The following is a 17,582-nucleotide window of genomic DNA, read 5'->3' on the forward strand; positions in this document are numbered from 1 at the left end:
ATACCTTTTTAAGTAAAATATCGGTGCGCCTGCAGTTTTTAACACTCAGTCACAATCGTACTCAATGGCAGGCGAGACTTTGGCAGTGTAGCGTTGAAATCTTCCACGCTGTGATGCCCAACCGGCACCACCACCAGGCTGGTAAAGCCTTTCTCTTTCAGGCCAAACTCTTCGTCGAGAATAGCGGCGTCGAAACCTTCAATCGGCACTGCGTCCAGACCCATTGCGCCCACGCCCAGCAGGAAGTTGCCGACGTTCAGGTAAACCTGCTTCGCCATCCACTGGTCGTCATCTTTCAGAGCCACTCGGTGCATGTCGGCGAAATAGGTACGGCCCTTATGGTTAGCTGCTTTGGCTTCTCGCGTATTGAAACGACCATCTGCTTCTTCCTGAGCCAGTAAGCGTTCAAGCCAGGCATCGTCCATCGCAGTTTTCGCACAGAACACCACTACGTGGGAAGCATCCAGCATTTTGCGTTCGTTGAACACATATGTGCCCGCGGCGGATTTTGCCACGCGCGCTTTTCCTTCCTCGGTGCTGGCCACAATGAAGTACCACGGCTGGGAGTTGGTGCTGGACGGGCTGTACTGCAGCAGGGTTTTAATTTTTTCCGCTTCTTCCGCGGTCAGTTTTTTGCTTGCGTCGAACGCCTTGGTAGAGTGGCGTTTCAGGGCGACAGAAATGATATCCATAACAACTCCTGGTGGTTAAATTTCCCGTATGTGGGCTACGAGGGTAGATTAACGACATCACGGGAAAAGATAAGTGTAATTTGGGTGAACATACTGTTCGTCTGATACAAACAGTAACCGATATGCAGGGGTTCTTAGTGTCAACAACGGGTATAAAGGTGCTCTTCGCAGGTTATACGCCACGGGCCTGGTGGTGCACACAGACAGAGGGGCGCAGTACACAGGGAACGCTTTCCTGGGGTTACTGATGTAGCCCCCTGAAACTGAACCGCCCGGTTTTGTGGGAGAGTTTTTAGTCCGGGAACTCAGGCTGCCAGATCCTTATTCCCGATGGAAGCATAATATGCCTGTTCGGCTTCTGCCGGTGGGATATGCCCCAGCCTTTCCAGCAACCGGCGATTGTTGTACCAGTCCACCCACGCCAGCGTCGCCAGCTCAACCTCTGCACGGCTTTTCCAGCTTTGTCTGTTTATCACCTCCGCTTTGTACAGGCCGTTGATGCTTTCGGCCATCGCGTTATCTGAATCGCCACGGATAATCTTAGGCTGGCCCCATGAATCTCCAGACAGTTGGTATCACTTAAGTTAGTGATAGTCTTAATACTAGTTTTTAGACTAGTCGTTGGAGTTCGGATGATTGATGTTTTAGGTCCAGAGAAGCGCAGACGGCGAAGTGTTCAGGAAAAAATCGCCATTGTTCAGCAGAGTTTTGAGCCCGGAATGACTGTGTCGCTTGTCGCCCGTCAGCATGGCGTTGCTGCCAGTCAGCTGTTCCTGTGGCGTAAGCAGTATCAGGAAGGCAGCCTCACAGCCGTTGCCGCAGGAGAACAGGTTGTGCCCGCGTCGGAGCTGGCATCTGCTATGAAGCAAATTAAAGAGCTGCAGCGCCTGTTGGGCAAGAAAACCATGGAAAACGAGCTGCTAAAAGAAGCCGTTGAATATGGCCGACAAAAAAAGTGGATAGCGCACGTGCCCTTGTTGCCGGAGGATGGCGAATAAGCCTTGTCAGTCGTTGCCTCCGTGTCTCACGTGCGCAACTGCATGCCATGGCCCGCCGGTCGAAGGACTGGCAGGATCGTCGGTGCAAGCGCAAGCCTGATGATACCGACGCGCTGGCCCGTATCCATACCGTTATCGGCGATCTGCCCACCTATGGTTATCGTCGGGTGTGGGCACTGCTGCGCAGACAATCAGAAACTGACGACATGGCGGTGATCAATGCCAAACGCGTATACCGCATCATGCGTCAGAATGCGCTGCTGCTTGAGCGTAAACCAGAAATACCGCCATCGAAGCGGGCGCATACAGGGAAAGTGGCCGTTGGAGAAAGTAACCAGCGGTGGTGCTCTGACGGCTTCGAGTTCAGCTGTGATAACGGTGAAAAACTGCGGGTCACGTTCGCGCTGGACTGTTGCGATCGCGAGGCACTTCACTGGGCGGCCAGTACTGGTGGATATGACAGTGAAACCGTGCAAGACGTCATGCTGGGTGCCGTGGAGAGTCGCTTCGGTAACAGCCTGCCGACATCCCCCGTTGAGTGGCTGACAGACAACGGTTCAGCCTACCGTTCTTATCAGACGCGTCAGTTCGCCAGAATGGTAGGACTGGAGCCTAAACATACGGCGGTACGCAGTCCGGAAAGCAACGGGATGGCTGAGAGCTTCGTGAAAACGATGAAGCGTGATTACATCAGCATCATGCCGAAACCTGACGGGTTAACAGCGGTAAAGAACCTCGCGGAGGCCTTCGAACATTACAACGAATGGCATCCGCATAGTGCACTGGGGTATCGTTCGCCACGGGAATATCTGCGGCGGCGAACCAGTAATGGGTCAAGTGATAAAAAGTGTATGGAAATATAGGGGCCAATCCAAATCTAGACACTTCCGAGCCGTTGATAATACTGGTTTTCATATTCTGTCGGTGACATCTGATCGCTAGAACCATGCCGACGCTTACTGTTATAAAACATTTCGATGTAATCAAAAATATCGCTGCGGGCTTCTTCCCGCGTTCCGTAGATCTTTTTCTTTATCCGTTCGCGTTTCAACAACTGGAAAAAGCTTTCTGCAACCGCATTATCATGGCAGTTACCGCGACGGCTCATGCTGCCCTCCAGGTCGTGTGATTTCAGGAACGACTGCCACTCATGGCTTGTGTACTGACTGCCCTGATCCGAATGAACCAGCACCTGTTTTTGGGGATTACGCCGCCATACAGCCATCAGCAGTGCGTTCAGGACAATGTCCTTTGTCATCCGGGATTGCATGGACCAGCCGATAATTTTGCGTGAGAACAGATCAACAACCACGGCAAGATACAGCCAGCCTTCGTGGGTCCTGATGTAGGTTATGTCCGTTACCCAACGCTCATCCGGAGCATCCGGATTGAACTGTCGCTGGAGCCTGTTAGGCGACACGATACTGGCCTCGCCTTTACGTGCCCGCGGGCTCCGGTATCCGACCTGAGCCTTTATCCCGACACATTTCATCAGTCGCCAGACTCTGTTCACTCCGCACTGTTGCCCGCTGTCCCGCAGATCCAGATGGATCTTGCGATAACCATAGACGCATCCCGACTCCAGCCAGAACTGTTTAATCTGTCCTGTCAGCATCTGGTCTGTCTGATGGCGCTGTGAATGCGGCTGCTGAAGCCAGGCGTAAAAGCCACTGGGATGAACATCCAGCACCCGACAGAGCAGGCGAACAGGCCAGCAACGGGCGTTGTCACGGATAAAGGCGTACCTCAGTCGGACAGCTTTGCGAAGTACGCCGCGGCTTCCTGAGAAACTCCCGATTCACACGCATAATTCAGGGTCTTGCTGGAGAGAGTAACCCAGTGATTTTGCTCTTCGTTTAAGTCCATCGAGTACGCGACTACGGTAGCGTTCTTCATAATAATCCGCGCCAGGATCGACATATTTCTGACCATATTTCAGGGCATTGTAGAACAGTATTGCCAGTTTTCTTGCCGTTGCAGTGACTGCTTTCGCTTTCCCTATACGGGATGATAATCGACGATAAAAAGCGCCCAACGCGGTATCGCTCCGGCCAATTGTTGTGGCTGCCAGCCTGAGTGCAGCAGCAATTCGACTGGATGAACGTCTCGTTTTCGAGGACAACACTTTTCCACCGGAGATCTTATTTCCCGGGGACAAACATAGCCACGAGGTAAAATGGCTCGCATCCGGCCAGCGATTCATGTCAGTACCGCATTCGGCAACGAATTTTAGTGCCAGATAAGGTCCAAACCCATGTATCTGTGTCAGATCTGCCCCAGTAATTTTCCAGAGTAACGGTCTGACATCAAAGGAAAGTTGATTGGGTTGCTTTGTACGATGTCTGGCGGAGGGCAATACTCCCTCAGGCTCTTTAATTCCGATACTGAGCTGCAATAATGAAGTTTCGATTTGATCATCACACTCGCGGATCTTTTCCTGGTAAAAATCGAAAAATGCAACCGACTGTTCAAGTGCAAAAAGATGCTCAGGCTGCCAGTTCCCTGTCAGGGCCTGCTGAAGCACTTCTGGCGTCTTCTTACATCTGACATCACGATACTGGATCAACATTGAAGGATCGCGCTCACCACTGACAATGGCTCTGACGATTGAAAGACCGGTAACGCCAGTGATATCCGATACGGCATGATGTAATTGCACATTCATCTGCATCAACGCCTTCTGCATATGCTGGATATGTGCAGCCCGGTATTCAGTCAGGCGTTCCCGTTGCCTCAAATAAGACCTGAGTACAGAAATGTCGTGTTCAGGTCTGAAGCTGGCCCGGAGAAGACCAAATGAATGCAGTTTCTGCAACCACTGGGCGTCGTTGACATCAGTCTTGCGACCAGGAACATTTTTTGCGTCTCTGGCATTTACGAGGATCACATTGAAACCCGCGGCTTCAAGGATCTCAAAAGCAGGCAACCAGTAAACGCCGGTGGACTCCATGGCGATGGTCGTAATGTGACAGGTTTTGAGCCAGTCAGACATCCGATGAAGGTCGCCGGTGAAACTTTGAAAAGTCCTGACTGGCTCGGCGTCAGCGTCAGGCGGTACGGCGACAACGTGAAATTCAGCGCCAATATCAACGCCCGCAGCATGAGAATGGACAATAGACATTCGGGAGGATTTTTTCATGGGAATCTCCTTGCTCATTTTTGATGAACGAAGGAGGGGACGACGGAGAAATCACCTTCCTGAACGGGATCAAAGTCACCACTGTCGGATCCGCCACAGTCCCTGAACCATGTTTTTTTACGGGGTCATACCACCAAAAGGCCGACGGCTGCTTCCTTCGCTAAATTAGTCTGCCAGCTTTTCCAGGGAGTTTCTGAGACTCAGGACGGGGTTTCACCCATGGACAGTTTTTTAATATGTCCCGTTCGTCGGTAACCCGCTTCAGCTCTTTCTGGAGACGGCGGATCTCGGCCTGAGCATCTGACTGTTCTTTATTAGTGGAAGAATCCGGACCGTAGCTCTTTATCCAGGCGTAAAGGCTGTGGGTGGTGATATCGAGACGCGTTGCAACGCTGGCAACAGAATAACCGCGATCAACAACCTGTTTGACTGCTTCAATTTTAAACTCTTCGGGATAACGCTTACCGCTCATGGGCACCTCTCTTTAAGCCATCTTAAATGACTCTGAGGTGTCTGTTAAACCCGTGGCGATTCAGTTGAATTTTTTTTTTGTGTTTTTTTACATAAAAAAGATGAATCGCCACGGGTAATCTAAATGGTTCTGTTGCATTAAGGGATAGAGCGCGGGAAAATTTGCGGCGCCTATTTTAGGCGACCATCAGATAGAACTGCTCTGCCGGGGACAAACCGTCCCCTTCAGGATGTTGATATTGCCCTTTGAACCTAAATAGCTGCGTCTAATATCGCTCCACTTTTGCCTGCCCATGTTTTCCTCCGGGGAACGGGCTCACGGTTTCCATAAAATGGTGAACCTTTCTCAACAACTGCCACATTGTCTGGCACTGATGGTTCCGGGTTATCGTATCGTGCAGGGCCTGCCAGAGTCGCTCAACGTGGTTCACCCACGGCGAGTAAACCGGCTGGTAACAACAGCATCAGACCCTCGATATGACCCGCAGGGAAGAGGTCAACATCAACCATGCGGCAGATAAAACGCATGATTCAGATGACAGCAGGGGGATATTCTGATGCTCTCCATTTCGTCAATTAAGGGGGATGCCTCCTACTACAGCCACGAAGATAACTACTATGCGAGCGGTTCGCTGGAGTCACGCTGGCTGGGTGAGGGCGCGATAAAAATCGGGCTGAAAGGGGAAGTGGCTAACGCCGATATGGATGCGATACGTCAGGGCAAACTTCCCGACGGCTCCGATCTCTCCAGGATGGTCAATGGCGTCAATAAACACCGCAGCGGCTACGATCTGACCATTTCAGCCCCCAAAAGCGTCTCTGCTATGGCACTGGTCGGGGAAGACCGTCGCGTTATCGAAGCCCATAATCGTGCCGTCGCGGTGGCGATGACGGAAGTGGAGCAGCTGGTCAGCGCGCGCATGACTGAAAACGGTAAAACGGAAACGGTGCTTACGGGAAATATGGTGGCTGCTCTGTATAACCACGATATCTCCCGCGATCTGGATCCGCAGCTTCACCCCCATGCACTCGTACTCAATGCCACCTTTGCCGGAGATAAATTGCGGTCTCTGGGCAGCTCTCTTTGACCTGTTGTTGTAATTAGTTTACTGAAAGGAAAAATTTTATGGAAAAACCGGCATGCGCTGCCTCCGTGGTGGCTGAAAACATGTCACCCGTAAACGGTGATGGGGAGGGAATGGTTGTAGCGGCTGAAGTGTGTCGTGACGAACAGGGGATCTGGGTCCACCCGTCACTTATCCGCAGCGGCTGTAAAACGCCGGCAGAGTTCAGCGACTGGCTGAGCATCAACAGACTGGAGTTATACGCAATGAGCCTGCGCGATGAGGCTCCTGCAGGCGGTGCTCAGGATGCCCGAGACTGGATACCAGAGCCGCCTGATGATGAAGGCTGGTTTATGGGCTCAGTCCATGATACAGCCGACGGTCCGGTCTGCTACTGGTTCCGAAACTATTGATGAGGGAAAATGCACGCTAACAGGAATATCCGACACCACCGCAGAAAGGAACAGAACGCCGTGCGGCTTGAGCTTGAGGGGTCTGCAGAGAAGGCGTGGTGCGAAATTGCAGAATCAGCGCCCTGTCTGCGCTGGAAACGGTTTGCAGAACATTGTGCGCGGAAGTGCCGGAACAGGCAGCGAACAACGAACCGCTGACGCCTCCGCAGGGCGTCGTTGTCGGATACCGCCGGAGCGGGAAGCTGGATTTCCCGCTCCGGCGGTATCTGCGGTGTTCCTCAGGTACTGCGAATCAGCGGAGCAGTGCGGGCCGGATGTTGCCCGCAGCGTATTATTTACCACCTTAACCTGCAGGGAAGAAACTTATGTCAGCAGAGAAAAAAGTTCCGGCGACTGACGCCGTGTCGCGTCTTTCCGGCCTGATAAAGCACAAAAAACGGAGGATAACCAGAAATCCGCCCCCTCCGCCTGATATGCGAAAGAAACCTGCACAGGCTCCTGCGGCGGTGTTGCCATTACCGGCCACGCAGTTACCCGATGCGGTGAATCCCCTGCGTCGGTTCTGGCCCGGTCTGTTTGACGGAGAACGTCCCAGGCCTGTGGTTGTGGGGATAAAAGACCAGCTGGCAGGGGACATTGATGCCCGGAAGCTGCCGTTAACGCTTACACAGGTGGCATTCGCGCTGAAAGCGCTGGTCAGGAGCGAGATGTATCTGGAGGGCATCAGGGAAGGGGCTTTCCGGTATGACGCCTCGGGCAGACCTGTGGGCATGGTCACGGAGGAGGAAGCGCTGACAGCAGAGGTAAAGCGAATAAACCTGAGGCAAAAAAAAGCAAAGGCCGCACATTCCGCTGACTGACTGTACCTGTATGAGGCGTCTCCGTCACCGGAGGTGGCAGGCCGGTCAGGACCACAGGAATAATGTCAAACGCTTGCTGAATTTTTTGATACCAGTCACAGCTTCAATATTCCACAATCACTGATACAAAATAATATCATAATTCGCCTATATTAAACTCCGTTAACACCTTTACCACACTAAATTAATGGGTATTTTTACACGGAATGATGATGACCAGTATATCCGCACAGCTTGCTGCAGAACGTATCATTGACAATATTGAGAGCGCTGACTGTTTTCACAGGGTTGTCGCCGGCGAAAAGCAGACCATACCATTTCGTCAGAAAGAGACGCAGTACGTGTACTGTCTGTGCGCGGGTGAAGCAGAGGTCCGCAGGCTGTCAGACGATACCGTCGTGGCTTACGTCAAAGCCCCCGCCGTCACCGGACTGACCCTCCGGGAGAAGGATACGATCTTTCATTATCTCAGAACCACCAGACCGGCCGAGCTGATGGCAATAAGGCAGGAACGCGCGCTGCGCCTTATCGAAGAGCAATCACTCTGGCAGGAGGCCTTCACACTTTGTGTGGATGTGGTAAATAAATGCTACATTCGCGATGAAGCATTCGCATCGCGAAACGTCTACGGGATTGTCAGACAGCACCTTGAAATGCTGTGGGAAATGGATGAAGAGCAGCGCAGCAGGTTTTCAGCCTTTGAGTTCATTCTTAGCCGGACGACCGTCTCACGCAGTTCACTGAACAAAATTCTGAAGGAGCTCAGCACCGGCGGATATATTACAATGCGCAGGGGAAGGCTGATGGATAAAAAGTCACTTCCGGCGAATTACTGATGATCCGGCAATCCCGGGGTTTCTGTTGCATTAAGGGGGGCTGGCAAAATCCCCCTTATTTTCTGAACGAATGGATGCCAGTGACAGGCTACGTAAGCTTCAGCGATGCAGCTCACGCAATAACGGACTATATCGTTGGATATTACAGCGCGCTCAGACCGCATGAATATAACGGTGGGTTACCACCAAACGAATCGGAAAACCGATACTGGAAAAACTCTAAAGCTGTGGCCAGTTTTTGTTGACCACTTCAGATTAATCCATTGGGTAGTGCATCCAATTAGTAGAACATGTATTTTTCGATAAACGCTCCGATCACTTTTTCGTGGATCTCAACTGAGCGTGAGAAGCAGATTGTTTTACGAGCCAATCGCTTAATGCGGGTACGGAGCGTCAGGTTATTACGCTCAATGCGTTGGGTGAATATTTTGCAGGTCAGATGCTTATCCTTCGGTACCTCCCGGCCATAGCTGCCCCAGTCGTCGCTGGTGATCTGCCGATGTTGAATGGTGTAAGCAGTGCCAGTAGCTCCCGGCAGGTTTCATCGGTTCGAGGACCGAAAGTGTAGGCCAGTACACCGCCTGTTTTGGTGTTGTACGCGTACCAGAGCCAGTGCTGCCGGGCTTTACTGCCAACGAAGCTCCATTGCTCATCAAGTTCGCAGATAAGCGCCACATCAGCATGGGCAACAGGCGAAGACGTTATTCGCTTTGGCGCGAGTTTTTTAAAGTCCGGATGACGGTGTTAATGCCAATTTTCAGTGTTCTGGCGGTATCGCGAACCCCGGCCCCATTGAAGGCCATTTCAGTGATCTGCTCTTTAATACCCGGCTTACGCGCTTCATAAGCATAAGTAAGCTGAAACACACGGTGGCAGTCACGGCAGCGAAATCTGTCATGGCCTTTAGGGTTCTGACCATGGCGGTAGACCTGTGCAGACTGACAACGGGGACAATGAACGTTAACGCTGGCCATGAGATAACCTCAAAAGCCCGTATTATACATCAGATTCAACTAATTAGAGGCATCACCGATTTTTGGGGGGGAGTAGCCTCGGAGTTTTCATCTGGTCTTATTAAAGACATTAGTAAGCCAAAAGATGTTTCTGAGGAGAAAAAATAATGAGACAACTATACTGTTTGGATTGGCCCCTATATTTCCATACACTTTTTATCACTTAACCCATTACTGGTTCGTCGCCGCAGATATTCCCGTGGCGAACGATACCCCAGTGCACTATGCGGATGCCATTCGTTGTAATGTTCGAAGGCCTCCGCGAGGTTCTTTACCGCTGTTAACCCGTCGGGTTTCGGCATGATGCTGATGTAATCGCGCTTCATCGTTTTGACGAAGCTCTCTGCCATCCCGTTGCTTTCCGGGCTACGTACCGCCGTATGTTTAGGCTCCAGTCCTACCATTCTGGCGAACTGACGCGTCTGATAAGAACGGTAGGCTGAACCATTGTCTGTCAGCCACTCAACGGGGGATGTCGGCAGGCTGTTACCGAAGCGACTCTCCACGGCACCCAGCATGACGTCCTGCACGGTTTCACTGTCATATCCACCAGTACTGGCCGCCCAGTGAAGTGCCTCGCGATCGCAACAGTCCAGCGCGAACGTGACCCGCAGTTTTTCACCGTTATCACAGCTGAACTCGAATCCGTCAGAGCACCACCGCTGGTTACTTTCTCCAACGGCCACTTTCCCTGTATGCGCCCGCTTCGATGGCGGTATTTCTGGTTTACGCTCAAGCAGCAGCGCATTCTGACGCATGATGCGGTATAGTAAGCGTCACATCCAGACCGTATTGACGCTTATGCAGATGTGAGATCGGTTTTCCACGGCAGCAGGTCGCGCAGCCGGTTTACCGGCCAGTCCTGGATATGTCCCAGGACATAGCGCAGCCACGCCTCCGGCTCCACACCATTCAGCCGGCAGGTGCCGATCAGCGAGTACAGGATCGCAGCACGTTCACCGCCCGCGTCTGAACCCGCGAACAGCCAGTTCTTCCTGCCCAGGGCTACGCCACGTAGTGCGTTCTCCGCGATGTTGTTGTCGATCTCCGCCCACCCGTTGCTGCAGTACAGGTTTAACGCGTCCCACTGCTTCAGCAGGTAGGCGAACGCCTTCGCCGTATCCGAGTGGCGCGACAGCACCTTCATCTGTTCCTGTATCCAGTCATACAACGACTGCATCCGCGGTATGGCTTTGGCTTTTCTGGTCGCCAGCCTTTCCTCTGCCGGACTGCCGCGTATCTCCGCCTCGATGGCGTACAGTTCGCCGATGCGCCTCAGTGCTTCGGTTGTGATATCTGTTGGGAGGCGGACGTGGACGTCGTGGATTTTTCGGCGGGCGTGTGCCATACACGCCGCTTCGGTGATGCGGCCGTCTTCGTACAGCGCGTTGTAGCCACCGTACGCGTCCGCCTGCAGGATACCGCTGTACCCGGCAAGATGTTGCTGTGGATGCACGCCTTTCCGGTCCGGCGAGTACGCGAACCATACCGCCGGTGGAAGTTGTGACCCCGCGTTACGGTCATCCCGGACGCAGACCCACAGCCGGGCCGTGCGGGTTTTGCCGCTGCCCGGCTCCTGCACCGGCACAGGGATATCGTCGGTATGCACCTTACCCGGCATCAGCACGTACTGGCGAAGCAGGTCGTACAGCGGCTCTATCAGTTCGCTGACCGCGCCGGACCAGCGCCCCAGCGTGGCACGACTCAGTTCAACACCCTGACGACGGTATATCTCTGACTGACGATAGTGAGGCACATGTTCGGCGAACTTCGCCGTGACGATGCGCGCCAGCAGGCCGGGCCCCGCATAGCTGCGCTCAATGGGTTTTGAAGGCATGGGTGTCTGAACGATGTGGTCGCAGCTGCAGCAGGCCAGCTTCGGCCGCTGCGTTTCGATAACCTTAAAGGCGCTGCTGATAAGCTCGAGCTGCTCCGATACGTCGCAGCCCAGCGCAGTGAGCTCGCCACCGCATTCCGGACAGGCGGTTTCTGCCGGCGACAGCGTGCGGGTTTCCCGGGGAAGCGATGCCGGCAGCGGTTTGCGAGAGGAAGACTGGCGCAGCGGCTGGGGCAGTACCGGGTCATGCTGCTCTCCCAGCACCTCCGCCATCTCCTCCTGCAGGGCGCTGATGCGCTCCTCTGCCTCGCGCACCTGGCGCTGCGTTTTCTCACGCAGCTTTTCGGAGCTTTTGCCGAACTGCATCCGCTGCAGCTTAGCGACCAGCGCCTTCAGCCGGTTAATTTCGCTGGCGTACGCCGCCACCCGCTGTGAGAGCAGGCGGTTATACTCCGCCATTTTGCGGATGGTGGTCTGCTGCTCCTGCAGCAGCGCCCTGAGCCGGGCGTTTTCATCAGGGTATGAGGTCTCCATAACCCAACTTTACAGCAGGTTACAGGCGTATTCCAGGGCGTTCCGTTCGCTGCGGATGCTTCCAGTTAATGCCTTCCAGCAGCATGGACAGCTGCGCCGGCGTCAGGTGGATTTTGCCGTCGCGGGTCACCGGCCAGACGAAGCGCCCCCGTTCCAGGCGTTTGGTGAACAGGCACAGGCCGTCCCGGTCCGCCCACAGCACCTTTATCATGTCGCCGCGACGCCCCCGGAAGATGAACAGATGCCCGCTGAAGGGGTCATCCCGTAACGTGTTCTGCACTCTGGAAGCAAGGCCATTGAAGCCGTTGCGCATGTCCGTCACGCCGGCGACCAGCCAGATGCGGGAGCCCGCAGGGAGTGATATCACCGGCATCCTCCCTGCATTTCCCGGATAAGCATCTGCAGCAGCTCTGGCGTCAGCTTTCCACTAATACGCAGCGTACCGGCGGGCAGAACCAGTTCGCAGCAGGGAGACTCTTCCGCAGAGGGTGTCAGCGGGCTGACCTGCCTTTCGGTAGCGGTCAGCGTCACGGGGAGCAGTGCTGGCGTGCTGGCCGGAGTCCCTGACAGCTCCTGCTGATAACGACGTCGCCAGTTGAACAGGAGATTGTCGTTAATGTTATTTTCACGGGCCAGCTGTGCCACGCTGACGCCGGGCTGCATCGACTGCGCCACCAGTGCGATTTTGAAGTCGCGGGGGAAGTTGGGACGTCGTGGTCGTTTGCGGGCGACAGGGATTTCGCAGAGCGCAGGGACTACGGGAAGAATGGACGATTTTCGGGAGTTCTGCCGGTAAAGGCGTTTATCCAGGTTTTTTGCGTTGATCCGTGGCGGCAAAGGCCAGGAGAGACCGGCTTTCCTGAAGCGAACAAAGAGATCGCAGGCCGTGGTTTTGGGGATGCCTAACCGGCGTCCGGCCTCAATGCGCGGCAGTTTTTCTTCAAAGTGGAGGCGAAGTACCTCAAGAAGCCATGTCCGGTGTTTCAAGCGATAGTGTCCATTTAAAATGTAGTGCGCCCCAAAAGTTAGACACCAGATCAAAAACTGAGGGCGCATGGCAAAATTTTCATTGGAATTCAAAAAGGAAGTGTCAGAGAAGTATCTGGAAGATGAGTTGAGTCTGAAATCTGTAGCCAGGATGTACGACATAAGCCCTTGCACGGTAAGAAAATGGGCTTATGCCTACCGGGAGCATGGGATCGGTGTGCTTACGGGTAAAAAGGGACGCTACTCTGCTGATTTCAAACTTATGGTAGTAAAAGAAGTTGTGGATGATGGCTTCTCTGTTCGTGAAACTGCGGTAAAACATGGGATACCAGCCTTTGGTACTGTATGTACCTGGCTTGAAAAATATAGAAAACATGGCGAGGATGCTTTCACCCGAAAAAATCAAAAGATCATCCCAGTGCCAGATAAAAGCATCACGCCAGTCCCACCACAGCCAGCATTAACCGATGTTGAGCGAGAGGAACTTGAACAACTCAGGGTCGAGAATGCCTACTTAAAAAAGCTGAAGGCCTTGGTTCAGCAGAAAACATGCTCAGCGCCCAGGAAAAAGTGAGCATTGTAAGTGAACTAAGGCAGGAATGGCCATTGTCCCGATTGTTAATCGTTGCTGGGCTGCCCCGGAGTACATTTTACTATCATGTAAAACGTCTTGCGGCTCCGGACCGATACCAGTCTGCCAGAGCGCTTGTGCTGAAAATTTATCACCAGCACAAAGGTCGCTATGGTTACAGACGCATCAGGCTGGCATGTCGTAACGAGGGGGTTTTACTTAATGGCAAAACCGTTAGAAAACTCATGAAGGAACTGGGTATTAGCAGCCTGATTCGCGTCAAAAAGTACCGTTCATATAAAGGAGAACAAGGACGAATTTGCGATAATCTCCTGAAACGCCAGTTTGACGCAGAACGCCCCAACGAGAAGTGGGTCACAGATGTCACTGAGTTTAAAGTGAATGGCAAAAAGCTGTATTTGTCGCCCATCATGGATCTTTATAATGGCGAAATCATTGCTTATAACCTCGCTAACCGCCCTCTACCTTCAATGGTGCAGACTATGCTCACGGATGCGCTGAAACAGTTGCCGAAAGACGAACACCCAATATTGCACAGCGATCAAGGCTGGCAATATCAGATGTCACGCTGGCAACGATGGTTAAAAGATAGTGGCATCGCCCAGAGTATGTCTCGTCGGGGAAATTGCCTTGATAATGCAGTGATAGAGAGTTTTTTTGGAACATTGAAATCAGAATGTTATTACCTCAATGAATATAAAAATGTGGATGACTTAAAGCGAGACATTATCGATTACATTGATTATTATAACCAATTGAGGATAAAGGAAAAACTTGGCGGTCTTAGTCCGGTACAATATCGATTGAGTCAGGCTGCATAAGTTGTCCAAGATCTGGGGCGCAGATCAAAAATGATGGACACTATTTTCCCGGAACCTGAGCCTGCTGCACAGACGGTCTAATTGTGACACTTACTTTAAACGAGTGATGGACAGCACATCAAAGGTGCAGATGGACTACATCTGCCAGCAATATCCTGGATATTTTCGCTTTGCGAAATGGATGGAGCGACTGGCTCAGAGTATTGCGGATGGCCTTATCGAGGTTCCGAAAGATCACTAAAAATGGTAGGTCGGAAATTTCGGCGGTTCCGGCGGAGAACCCCATAAAGCGTTCCCGTTCTGGATGTCGATTAATAACCTCTGCCATTTGTGCAAGTACCCGGGCATCAATACGGTCAGTTTTTGCCAGATACCCCATAGCGCGGGCAAAGTCACGAGCCTGCCGGGGATTGATCACCGTAACGTCGAAGCCTTCAGATTGAAGCGAGCAGGCCACGGCGGCTTCAAGTCCGCCAGTCGCCTCCATCAGAATTAGCTCTACAGAATGCTTTCTAAGTTCGGTGATAATGGCATCAAAACCATCAGAATCATTGCCGACTGTAAATTATGCAATATCACTGCTGGCTGCGATGTCCAGTGTGGCTTTCGAAACATCAATTCCCACACAAAGTGGATTTGGCTGACTCATGATTACCCATCCTTGCAAATGCGTTATGGAGTACGGACAACTGTTCGGGTTTCAGATGAGTGGCTCAGTGTATGCGCCATTCGCTGAAGGGCGGGCTTTAGACCCTAGGGGACTTCGGGCTGCATACACCTTGCCAAATCCAATCACAGCTATTCTAAATCGTTTTCAAGATACAAGGGGACTGTGCCGGGGTGGTTCGGTCCCCTTTTTTACCCTTTTTCTTAGTTGCAGAAGCGAATTACCGTCATTTTAGATACCCCAGCCAGTCGGGCTGTTTCGCGTAGTGATTTTCCATGAGCCAGGCGCAGAGTGCGTATCAGTTCATGTTTCTGCACATCGGCCACGCTGCCCCGGTATCTGCCCTCCGTTTTTGCCTTGCTAATAGGGGTTTGAAGGCTAACGGAACGAAAATTCAGGGTTGTTTTCATCTAGAAATTCTTTTATTAGCGGGATCTTGCCTTAATTAACCAACGACGCGGAAGGCATAACCGGCTGTTTTATTGATTGGTAACTCAACCTCTCATTTTCATAACCGATTTAGTAGTTGCTGGGCGCAGTTATAAACATAAATGGATGTTTAGGATCTCCATGATGATACTAGTCCGTAAGGTGTATCTAAATTATGTCTAAAAAAAGCGATGCCAAAATCTTCATTTTGAAAATAATTAGCAATGTCACAAGGAGTGATGCTATTGTCAAACTCTACAAGTTCGTATGCCAATCCAAGCATAACTTCAACTATTAATCCTGGACCAGTTAAAACAGGTGTAATACTTATTTTTTGTCTAGATTCATCCCTCCACCCAAGCAAGCGAGAGAGATAATGACATGGGGCTTTATCTTCATATAAAGAAAAAATAGCATCATGCTTTTCAATGAAGCGATATCTTTTTTTTATAGAGCATAAAATAATTCCGATAGACTTTGAACCGGGGTGTGATGCAATCACATTATTGTAATATATTCCTTTCAACCTTTTAATGGAGCCTAACGCTAATAAATTTTCATAGGCAAAAACTTCTCCAATAGGAGGTATTCTATTCAAGTTAAAATCATACAAGTCCAAAAAAATATTTTCCCTGATTTCCTTTTTTTCATGAGGTGATAAATGAAAACAATCGTCTAAGTAATCATATCCATTTTGGATGTTGGTGCGTTTACAACTTAATACCTGCAACGCTAGTTTTGTTTTGCTCAGGGAGATATATTGATTATCGACAATCTTGTTCGACATTAAATATTTATTCGTGTGGCGGAATACTGAATCAAAATAAGGAAGTGTATCCACATCAATATAAATACCACCATATTTATAAAGTATAATTAGCCGGGCAATATCACTAGCACTGGCTAGATTCCCCCTGAGTGTCAATTCGTAATAATAATACTTTTTCAGCATTAAAAATTGATTAGTGAAAATAGTGGTGATATCCTTTTCTTCAACGTATTTAACACATGAACATATATTGCTCTGGGATATTTTATCTGGTTCGAAAGGTATGTTTTTTTCCTTGAGGAAGTCTAAGGCCAAGGTATTGAATTCATATCCTTCGAGTACTTTTGGGTATATGTACTCGAATGCTTCATTCTTTAATGTAATTAATGATTCAACTGGAGTCTTGGAGTTTTTACTAATGTATTTTTCTATAGAATTGTGAAATTCAGTACAATAGGTGCTACCTTTATCCAGCCAGAGATAACATGATTTATCTCTGTTTACATCCCTCCATATTTTGATGTAATCTGTATTTAAATTACTAAATAAACCTATCCATACAAAGTGGATATTTTCTGGAACGGAAGATTTCCATTTACCCATTTCTTCTAGGTGTTGGCTCGATATTTTCATAAGTAAAAATAAGCTAAAATGAGAGCGCCAACTATGAAAATAGCTGTAAAAAGATGACTTCCTGAAAATTCACTTAGTGCGTTAAGATTTTCATTGTTAAGATCATTTAATTTTTTGGCTGCGTCTTTTTCATCATTGGCCTCTACCTCTAAGTAATGCTTTTTATAACCATTGGACGTCAACCTGCTTCTTTCTAAATCAGTGAGATCATTTTTTAGAATGGTTATGATATTTTCTTCTTTAACATAAAAGATATAAGTCTGCATATTTACCTCGTGAAAAGAACAGGAAATAAATCCTGTTCTTTGTAATTTAATTACCGATCAGTACCCACACGTCGATTTCCGTAATCTTTACTTGAGTAGGAGCCTGCATTCCCAAATCCATATGCCCCGCTTCCACTGCCCTCATTAGACAGTTTATATGCAGCTGTCTGAAAACCTCGGTCACTACCGCTGTTACCACCACGATTGCCACCAGAGCCAGGATTATCCGAAGATCGTTTCCCGCTTCCGTCTCGATCATTCCATCCACCTGATACAGCATCAAATTGACTACTTAAAATTTCCTTCATGCCTTTTCTCCTCTTCTAAATTATGTTTAACATTAAATGTATTGCATGAAAAAATAAAGTAAAACCAATGTGTTTTTTTGTGATGTTGATCATGAAGCTTTATTGATATTTAACATCGATATTATTTTTTAGCTAATTAATTGCGTGGTAACTATGCGCTTTTATTCATTAACTGATTGAAAAAAAAGAAATCATTTTTTTTGGTTTCTTGATGTTAGTATATTGCTCTTTAAAGGTAATAGTTTGTCTTATA

13 protein-coding genes and 11 pseudogenes are annotated in these 17,582 nt (G+C 50.3%); 8 read left to right on the top strand and 16 right to left on the bottom strand.

The annotated features are described in order from the left end of the window. Positions 1 to 38 precede the first annotated feature (38 nt). Together nfsB and FOY93_RS22595 are read right to left on the bottom strand one after the other, a co-directional pair. Positions 39 to 692 (bottom strand): oxygen-insensitive NAD(P)H nitroreductase, encoded by a 654-nt coding sequence (nfsB, locus tag FOY93_RS22590; protein ID WP_143345772.1) that lies wholly within the window; start codon positions 690 to 692, stop codon positions 39 to 41. 305 nt (positions 693 to 997) lie between these two features. Beyond that, positions 998 to 1,222 (bottom strand): annotated as a pseudogene (locus FOY93_RS22595) (integrase core domain-containing protein); the annotation flags it as partial. A 102-nt stretch (positions 1,223 to 1,324) separates the two neighbouring features. On the opposite strand from FOY93_RS22595, the gene FOY93_RS22600 reads away from it, so the two are divergent. Then, positions 1,325 to 2,553, top strand: a protein-coding gene (locus FOY93_RS22600) for an IS3-like element ISEc36 family transposase (RefSeq protein ID WP_172621944.1) whose coding sequence is annotated in 2 segments (ribosomal slippage) — positions 1,325 to 1,640 and positions 1,640 to 2,553 — 1,230 coding nt in all. Because the reading frame shifts where the segments join, the coding sequence is not laid out codon by codon here. A 14-nt stretch (positions 2,554 to 2,567) separates the two neighbouring features. Here FOY93_RS22600 and FOY93_RS22605 read toward each other — a convergent pair. The 4 genes and pseudogenes from FOY93_RS22605 to FOY93_RS22620 form a co-directional block, all read right to left on the bottom strand. After that, positions 2,568 to 3,467 (bottom strand): annotated as a pseudogene (locus tag FOY93_RS22605) (IS3 family transposase); the annotation flags it as partial. A gap of 21 nt (positions 3,468 to 3,488) precedes the next feature. Next, a complete protein-coding gene (locus FOY93_RS22610; RefSeq protein ID WP_172621907.1) occupies positions 3,489 to 4,829 on the bottom strand; it encodes an IS110 family RNA-guided transposase in 1,341 nt (446 codons plus the stop codon). Positions 4,830 to 5,058: 229 nt separating this feature from the next. Next, positions 5,059 to 5,301 (bottom strand): annotated as a pseudogene (locus FOY93_RS22615) (transposase); the annotation flags it as partial. Between the two features lie 265 nt (positions 5,302 to 5,566). Beyond that, a pseudogene (locus tag FOY93_RS22620) lies at positions 5,567 to 5,755 on the bottom strand (IS630 family transposase); the annotation flags it as partial. Positions 5,756 to 5,857: 102 nt separating this feature from the next. Here FOY93_RS22620 and mobF point away from each other — a divergent pair. The 5 genes and pseudogenes from mobF to FOY93_RS22645 form a co-directional block, all read left to right on the top strand. Beyond that, a pseudogene (gene mobF, locus FOY93_RS22625) lies at positions 5,858 to 6,379 on the top strand (MobF family relaxase); the annotation flags it as partial. A gap of 119 nt (positions 6,380 to 6,498) precedes the next feature. Continuing rightward, positions 6,499 to 6,777, top strand: coding sequence for a hypothetical protein (locus tag FOY93_RS22630; protein ID WP_143345840.1), 279 nt, complete (start codon positions 6,499 to 6,501; stop codon positions 6,775 to 6,777). Between the two features lie 365 nt (positions 6,778 to 7,142). Then, positions 7,143 to 7,637 (top strand): ProQ/FINO family protein, encoded by a 495-nt coding sequence (locus FOY93_RS22635; RefSeq protein ID WP_143345773.1) that lies wholly within the window; start codon positions 7,143 to 7,145, stop codon positions 7,635 to 7,637. A gap of 206 nt (positions 7,638 to 7,843) precedes the next feature. Next, positions 7,844 to 8,473: a helix-turn-helix domain-containing protein gene (locus FOY93_RS22640; RefSeq protein WP_143345774.1), complete on the top strand. Its 630-nt coding sequence runs from the start codon at positions 7,844 to 7,846 to the stop codon at positions 8,471 to 8,473. Between the two features lie 2 nt (positions 8,474 to 8,475). Then, positions 8,476 to 8,718, top strand: a pseudogene (locus FOY93_RS22645) (IS3 family transposase); the annotation flags it as partial. A gap of 35 nt (positions 8,719 to 8,753) precedes the next feature. Here the strand turns inward: FOY93_RS22645 and FOY93_RS22650 are convergent. The 5 genes and pseudogenes from FOY93_RS22650 to tnpA all read right to left on the bottom strand — a co-directional run bounded on the left by FOY93_RS22650 (position 8,754) and on the right by tnpA (position 12,844). Beyond that, positions 8,754 to 9,447 (bottom strand): annotated as a pseudogene (locus FOY93_RS22650) (IS1 family transposase). Between the two features lie 176 nt (positions 9,448 to 9,623). Next, positions 9,624 to 10,256 (bottom strand): annotated as a pseudogene (locus FOY93_RS22660) (IS3-like element ISEc36 family transposase); the annotation flags it as partial. Positions 10,257 to 10,285: 29 nt separating this feature from the next. After that, the gene (gene tnpC / locus FOY93_RS22665) at positions 10,286 to 11,857 is read right to left on the bottom strand and encodes an IS66 family transposase (RefSeq protein WP_143345775.1); all 1,572 of its coding nucleotides are present in this window, start codon (positions 11,855 to 11,857) and stop codon (positions 10,286 to 10,288) included. A gap of 19 nt (positions 11,858 to 11,876) precedes the next feature. After that, on the bottom strand, positions 11,877 to 12,224 hold the full coding sequence (gene tnpB / locus FOY93_RS22670; RefSeq protein ID WP_143345776.1) for an IS66 family insertion sequence element accessory protein TnpB: 348 nt from the start codon (positions 12,222 to 12,224) through the stop codon (positions 11,877 to 11,879). Then, positions 12,221 to 12,844, bottom strand: coding sequence for an IS66-like element accessory protein TnpA (gene tnpA / locus FOY93_RS22675; protein WP_143345831.1), 624 nt, complete (start codon positions 12,842 to 12,844; stop codon positions 12,221 to 12,223). Before tnpA ends, tnpB begins: the two co-directional genes overlap by 4 nt. Before the next feature lie 67 nt (positions 12,845 to 12,911). On the opposite strand from tnpA, the gene FOY93_RS23815 reads away from it, so the two are divergent. Further along, positions 12,912 to 14,257, top strand: a protein-coding gene (locus FOY93_RS23815; protein ID WP_442876326.1) for an IS3 family transposase whose coding sequence is annotated in 2 segments (ribosomal slippage) — positions 12,912 to 13,398 and positions 13,398 to 14,257 — 1,347 coding nt in all. Because the reading frame shifts where the segments join, the coding sequence is not laid out codon by codon here. Positions 14,258 to 14,351: 94 nt separating this feature from the next. Continuing rightward, positions 14,352 to 14,498 (top strand): annotated as a pseudogene (locus FOY93_RS23975) (arylsulfatase); the annotation flags it as partial. Between the two features lie 42 nt (positions 14,499 to 14,540). On the opposite strand, the pseudogene FOY93_RS22690 reads toward FOY93_RS23975, so the two are convergent. From FOY93_RS22690 to FOY93_RS22710, 5 genes and pseudogenes are all read right to left on the bottom strand, one after another. After that, positions 14,541 to 14,906 (bottom strand): annotated as a pseudogene (locus tag FOY93_RS22690) (IS110 family transposase); the annotation flags it as partial. 221 nt (positions 14,907 to 15,127) lie between these two features. Next, positions 15,128 to 15,289, bottom strand: a pseudogene (locus FOY93_RS22695) (recombinase family protein); the annotation flags it as partial. A 194-nt stretch (positions 15,290 to 15,483) separates the two neighbouring features. Beyond that, positions 15,484 to 16,725, bottom strand: coding sequence for a TcdA/TcdB catalytic glycosyltransferase domain-containing protein (locus FOY93_RS22700; RefSeq protein WP_172621945.1), 1,242 nt, complete (start codon positions 16,723 to 16,725; stop codon positions 15,484 to 15,486). 26 nt (positions 16,726 to 16,751) lie between these two features. Continuing rightward, positions 16,752 to 17,021, bottom strand: coding sequence for a hypothetical protein (locus FOY93_RS22705; protein ID WP_143345781.1), 270 nt, complete (start codon positions 17,019 to 17,021; stop codon positions 16,752 to 16,754). Between the two features lie 50 nt (positions 17,022 to 17,071). Next, a complete protein-coding gene (locus FOY93_RS22710; RefSeq protein ID WP_172621946.1) occupies positions 17,072 to 17,329 on the bottom strand; it encodes a hypothetical protein in 258 nt (85 codons plus the stop codon). Between the last annotated feature and the right edge of the window lie 253 nt (positions 17,330 to 17,582).

This window comes from Enterobacter sp. 18A13 (assembly GCF_007035975.1).
Taxonomy (GTDB): Bacteria; Pseudomonadota; Gammaproteobacteria; order Enterobacterales; family Enterobacteriaceae; genus Enterobacter; species Enterobacter vonholyi.

Bases quoted from the DNA above. Each gene is read 5' to 3' on its own strand.
- nfsB (WP_143345772.1), bottom strand. From the start codon at position 692: ATGGATATCATTTCTGTCGCCCTGAAACGCCACTCTACCAAGGCGTTC.
- FOY93_RS22610 (WP_172621907.1), bottom strand. From the start codon at position 4,829: ATGAAAAAATCCTCCCGAATGTCTATTGTCCATTCTCATGCTGCGGGC.
- FOY93_RS22630 (WP_143345840.1), top strand. From the start codon at position 6,499: ATGGTTGTAGCGGCTGAAGTGTGTCGTGACGAACAGGGGATCTGGGTC.
- FOY93_RS22635 (WP_143345773.1), top strand. From the start codon at position 7,143: ATGTCAGCAGAGAAAAAAGTTCCGGCGACTGACGCCGTGTCGCGTCTT.
- FOY93_RS22640 (WP_143345774.1), top strand. From the start codon at position 7,844: ATGATGATGACCAGTATATCCGCACAGCTTGCTGCAGAACGTATCATT.
- tnpC (WP_143345775.1), bottom strand. From the start codon at position 11,857: ATGGAGACCTCATACCCTGATGAAAACGCCCGGCTCAGGGCGCTGCTG.
- FOY93_RS22700 (WP_172621945.1), bottom strand. From the start codon at position 16,725: ATGGGTAAATGGAAATCTTCCGTTCCAGAAAATATCCACTTTGTATGG.
- FOY93_RS22705 (WP_143345781.1), bottom strand. From the start codon at position 17,021: ATGCAGACTTATATCTTTTATGTTAAAGAAGAAAATATCATAACCATT.
- FOY93_RS22710 (WP_172621946.1), bottom strand. From the start codon at position 17,329: ATGAAGGAAATTTTAAGTAGTCAATTTGATGCTGTATCAGGTGGATGG.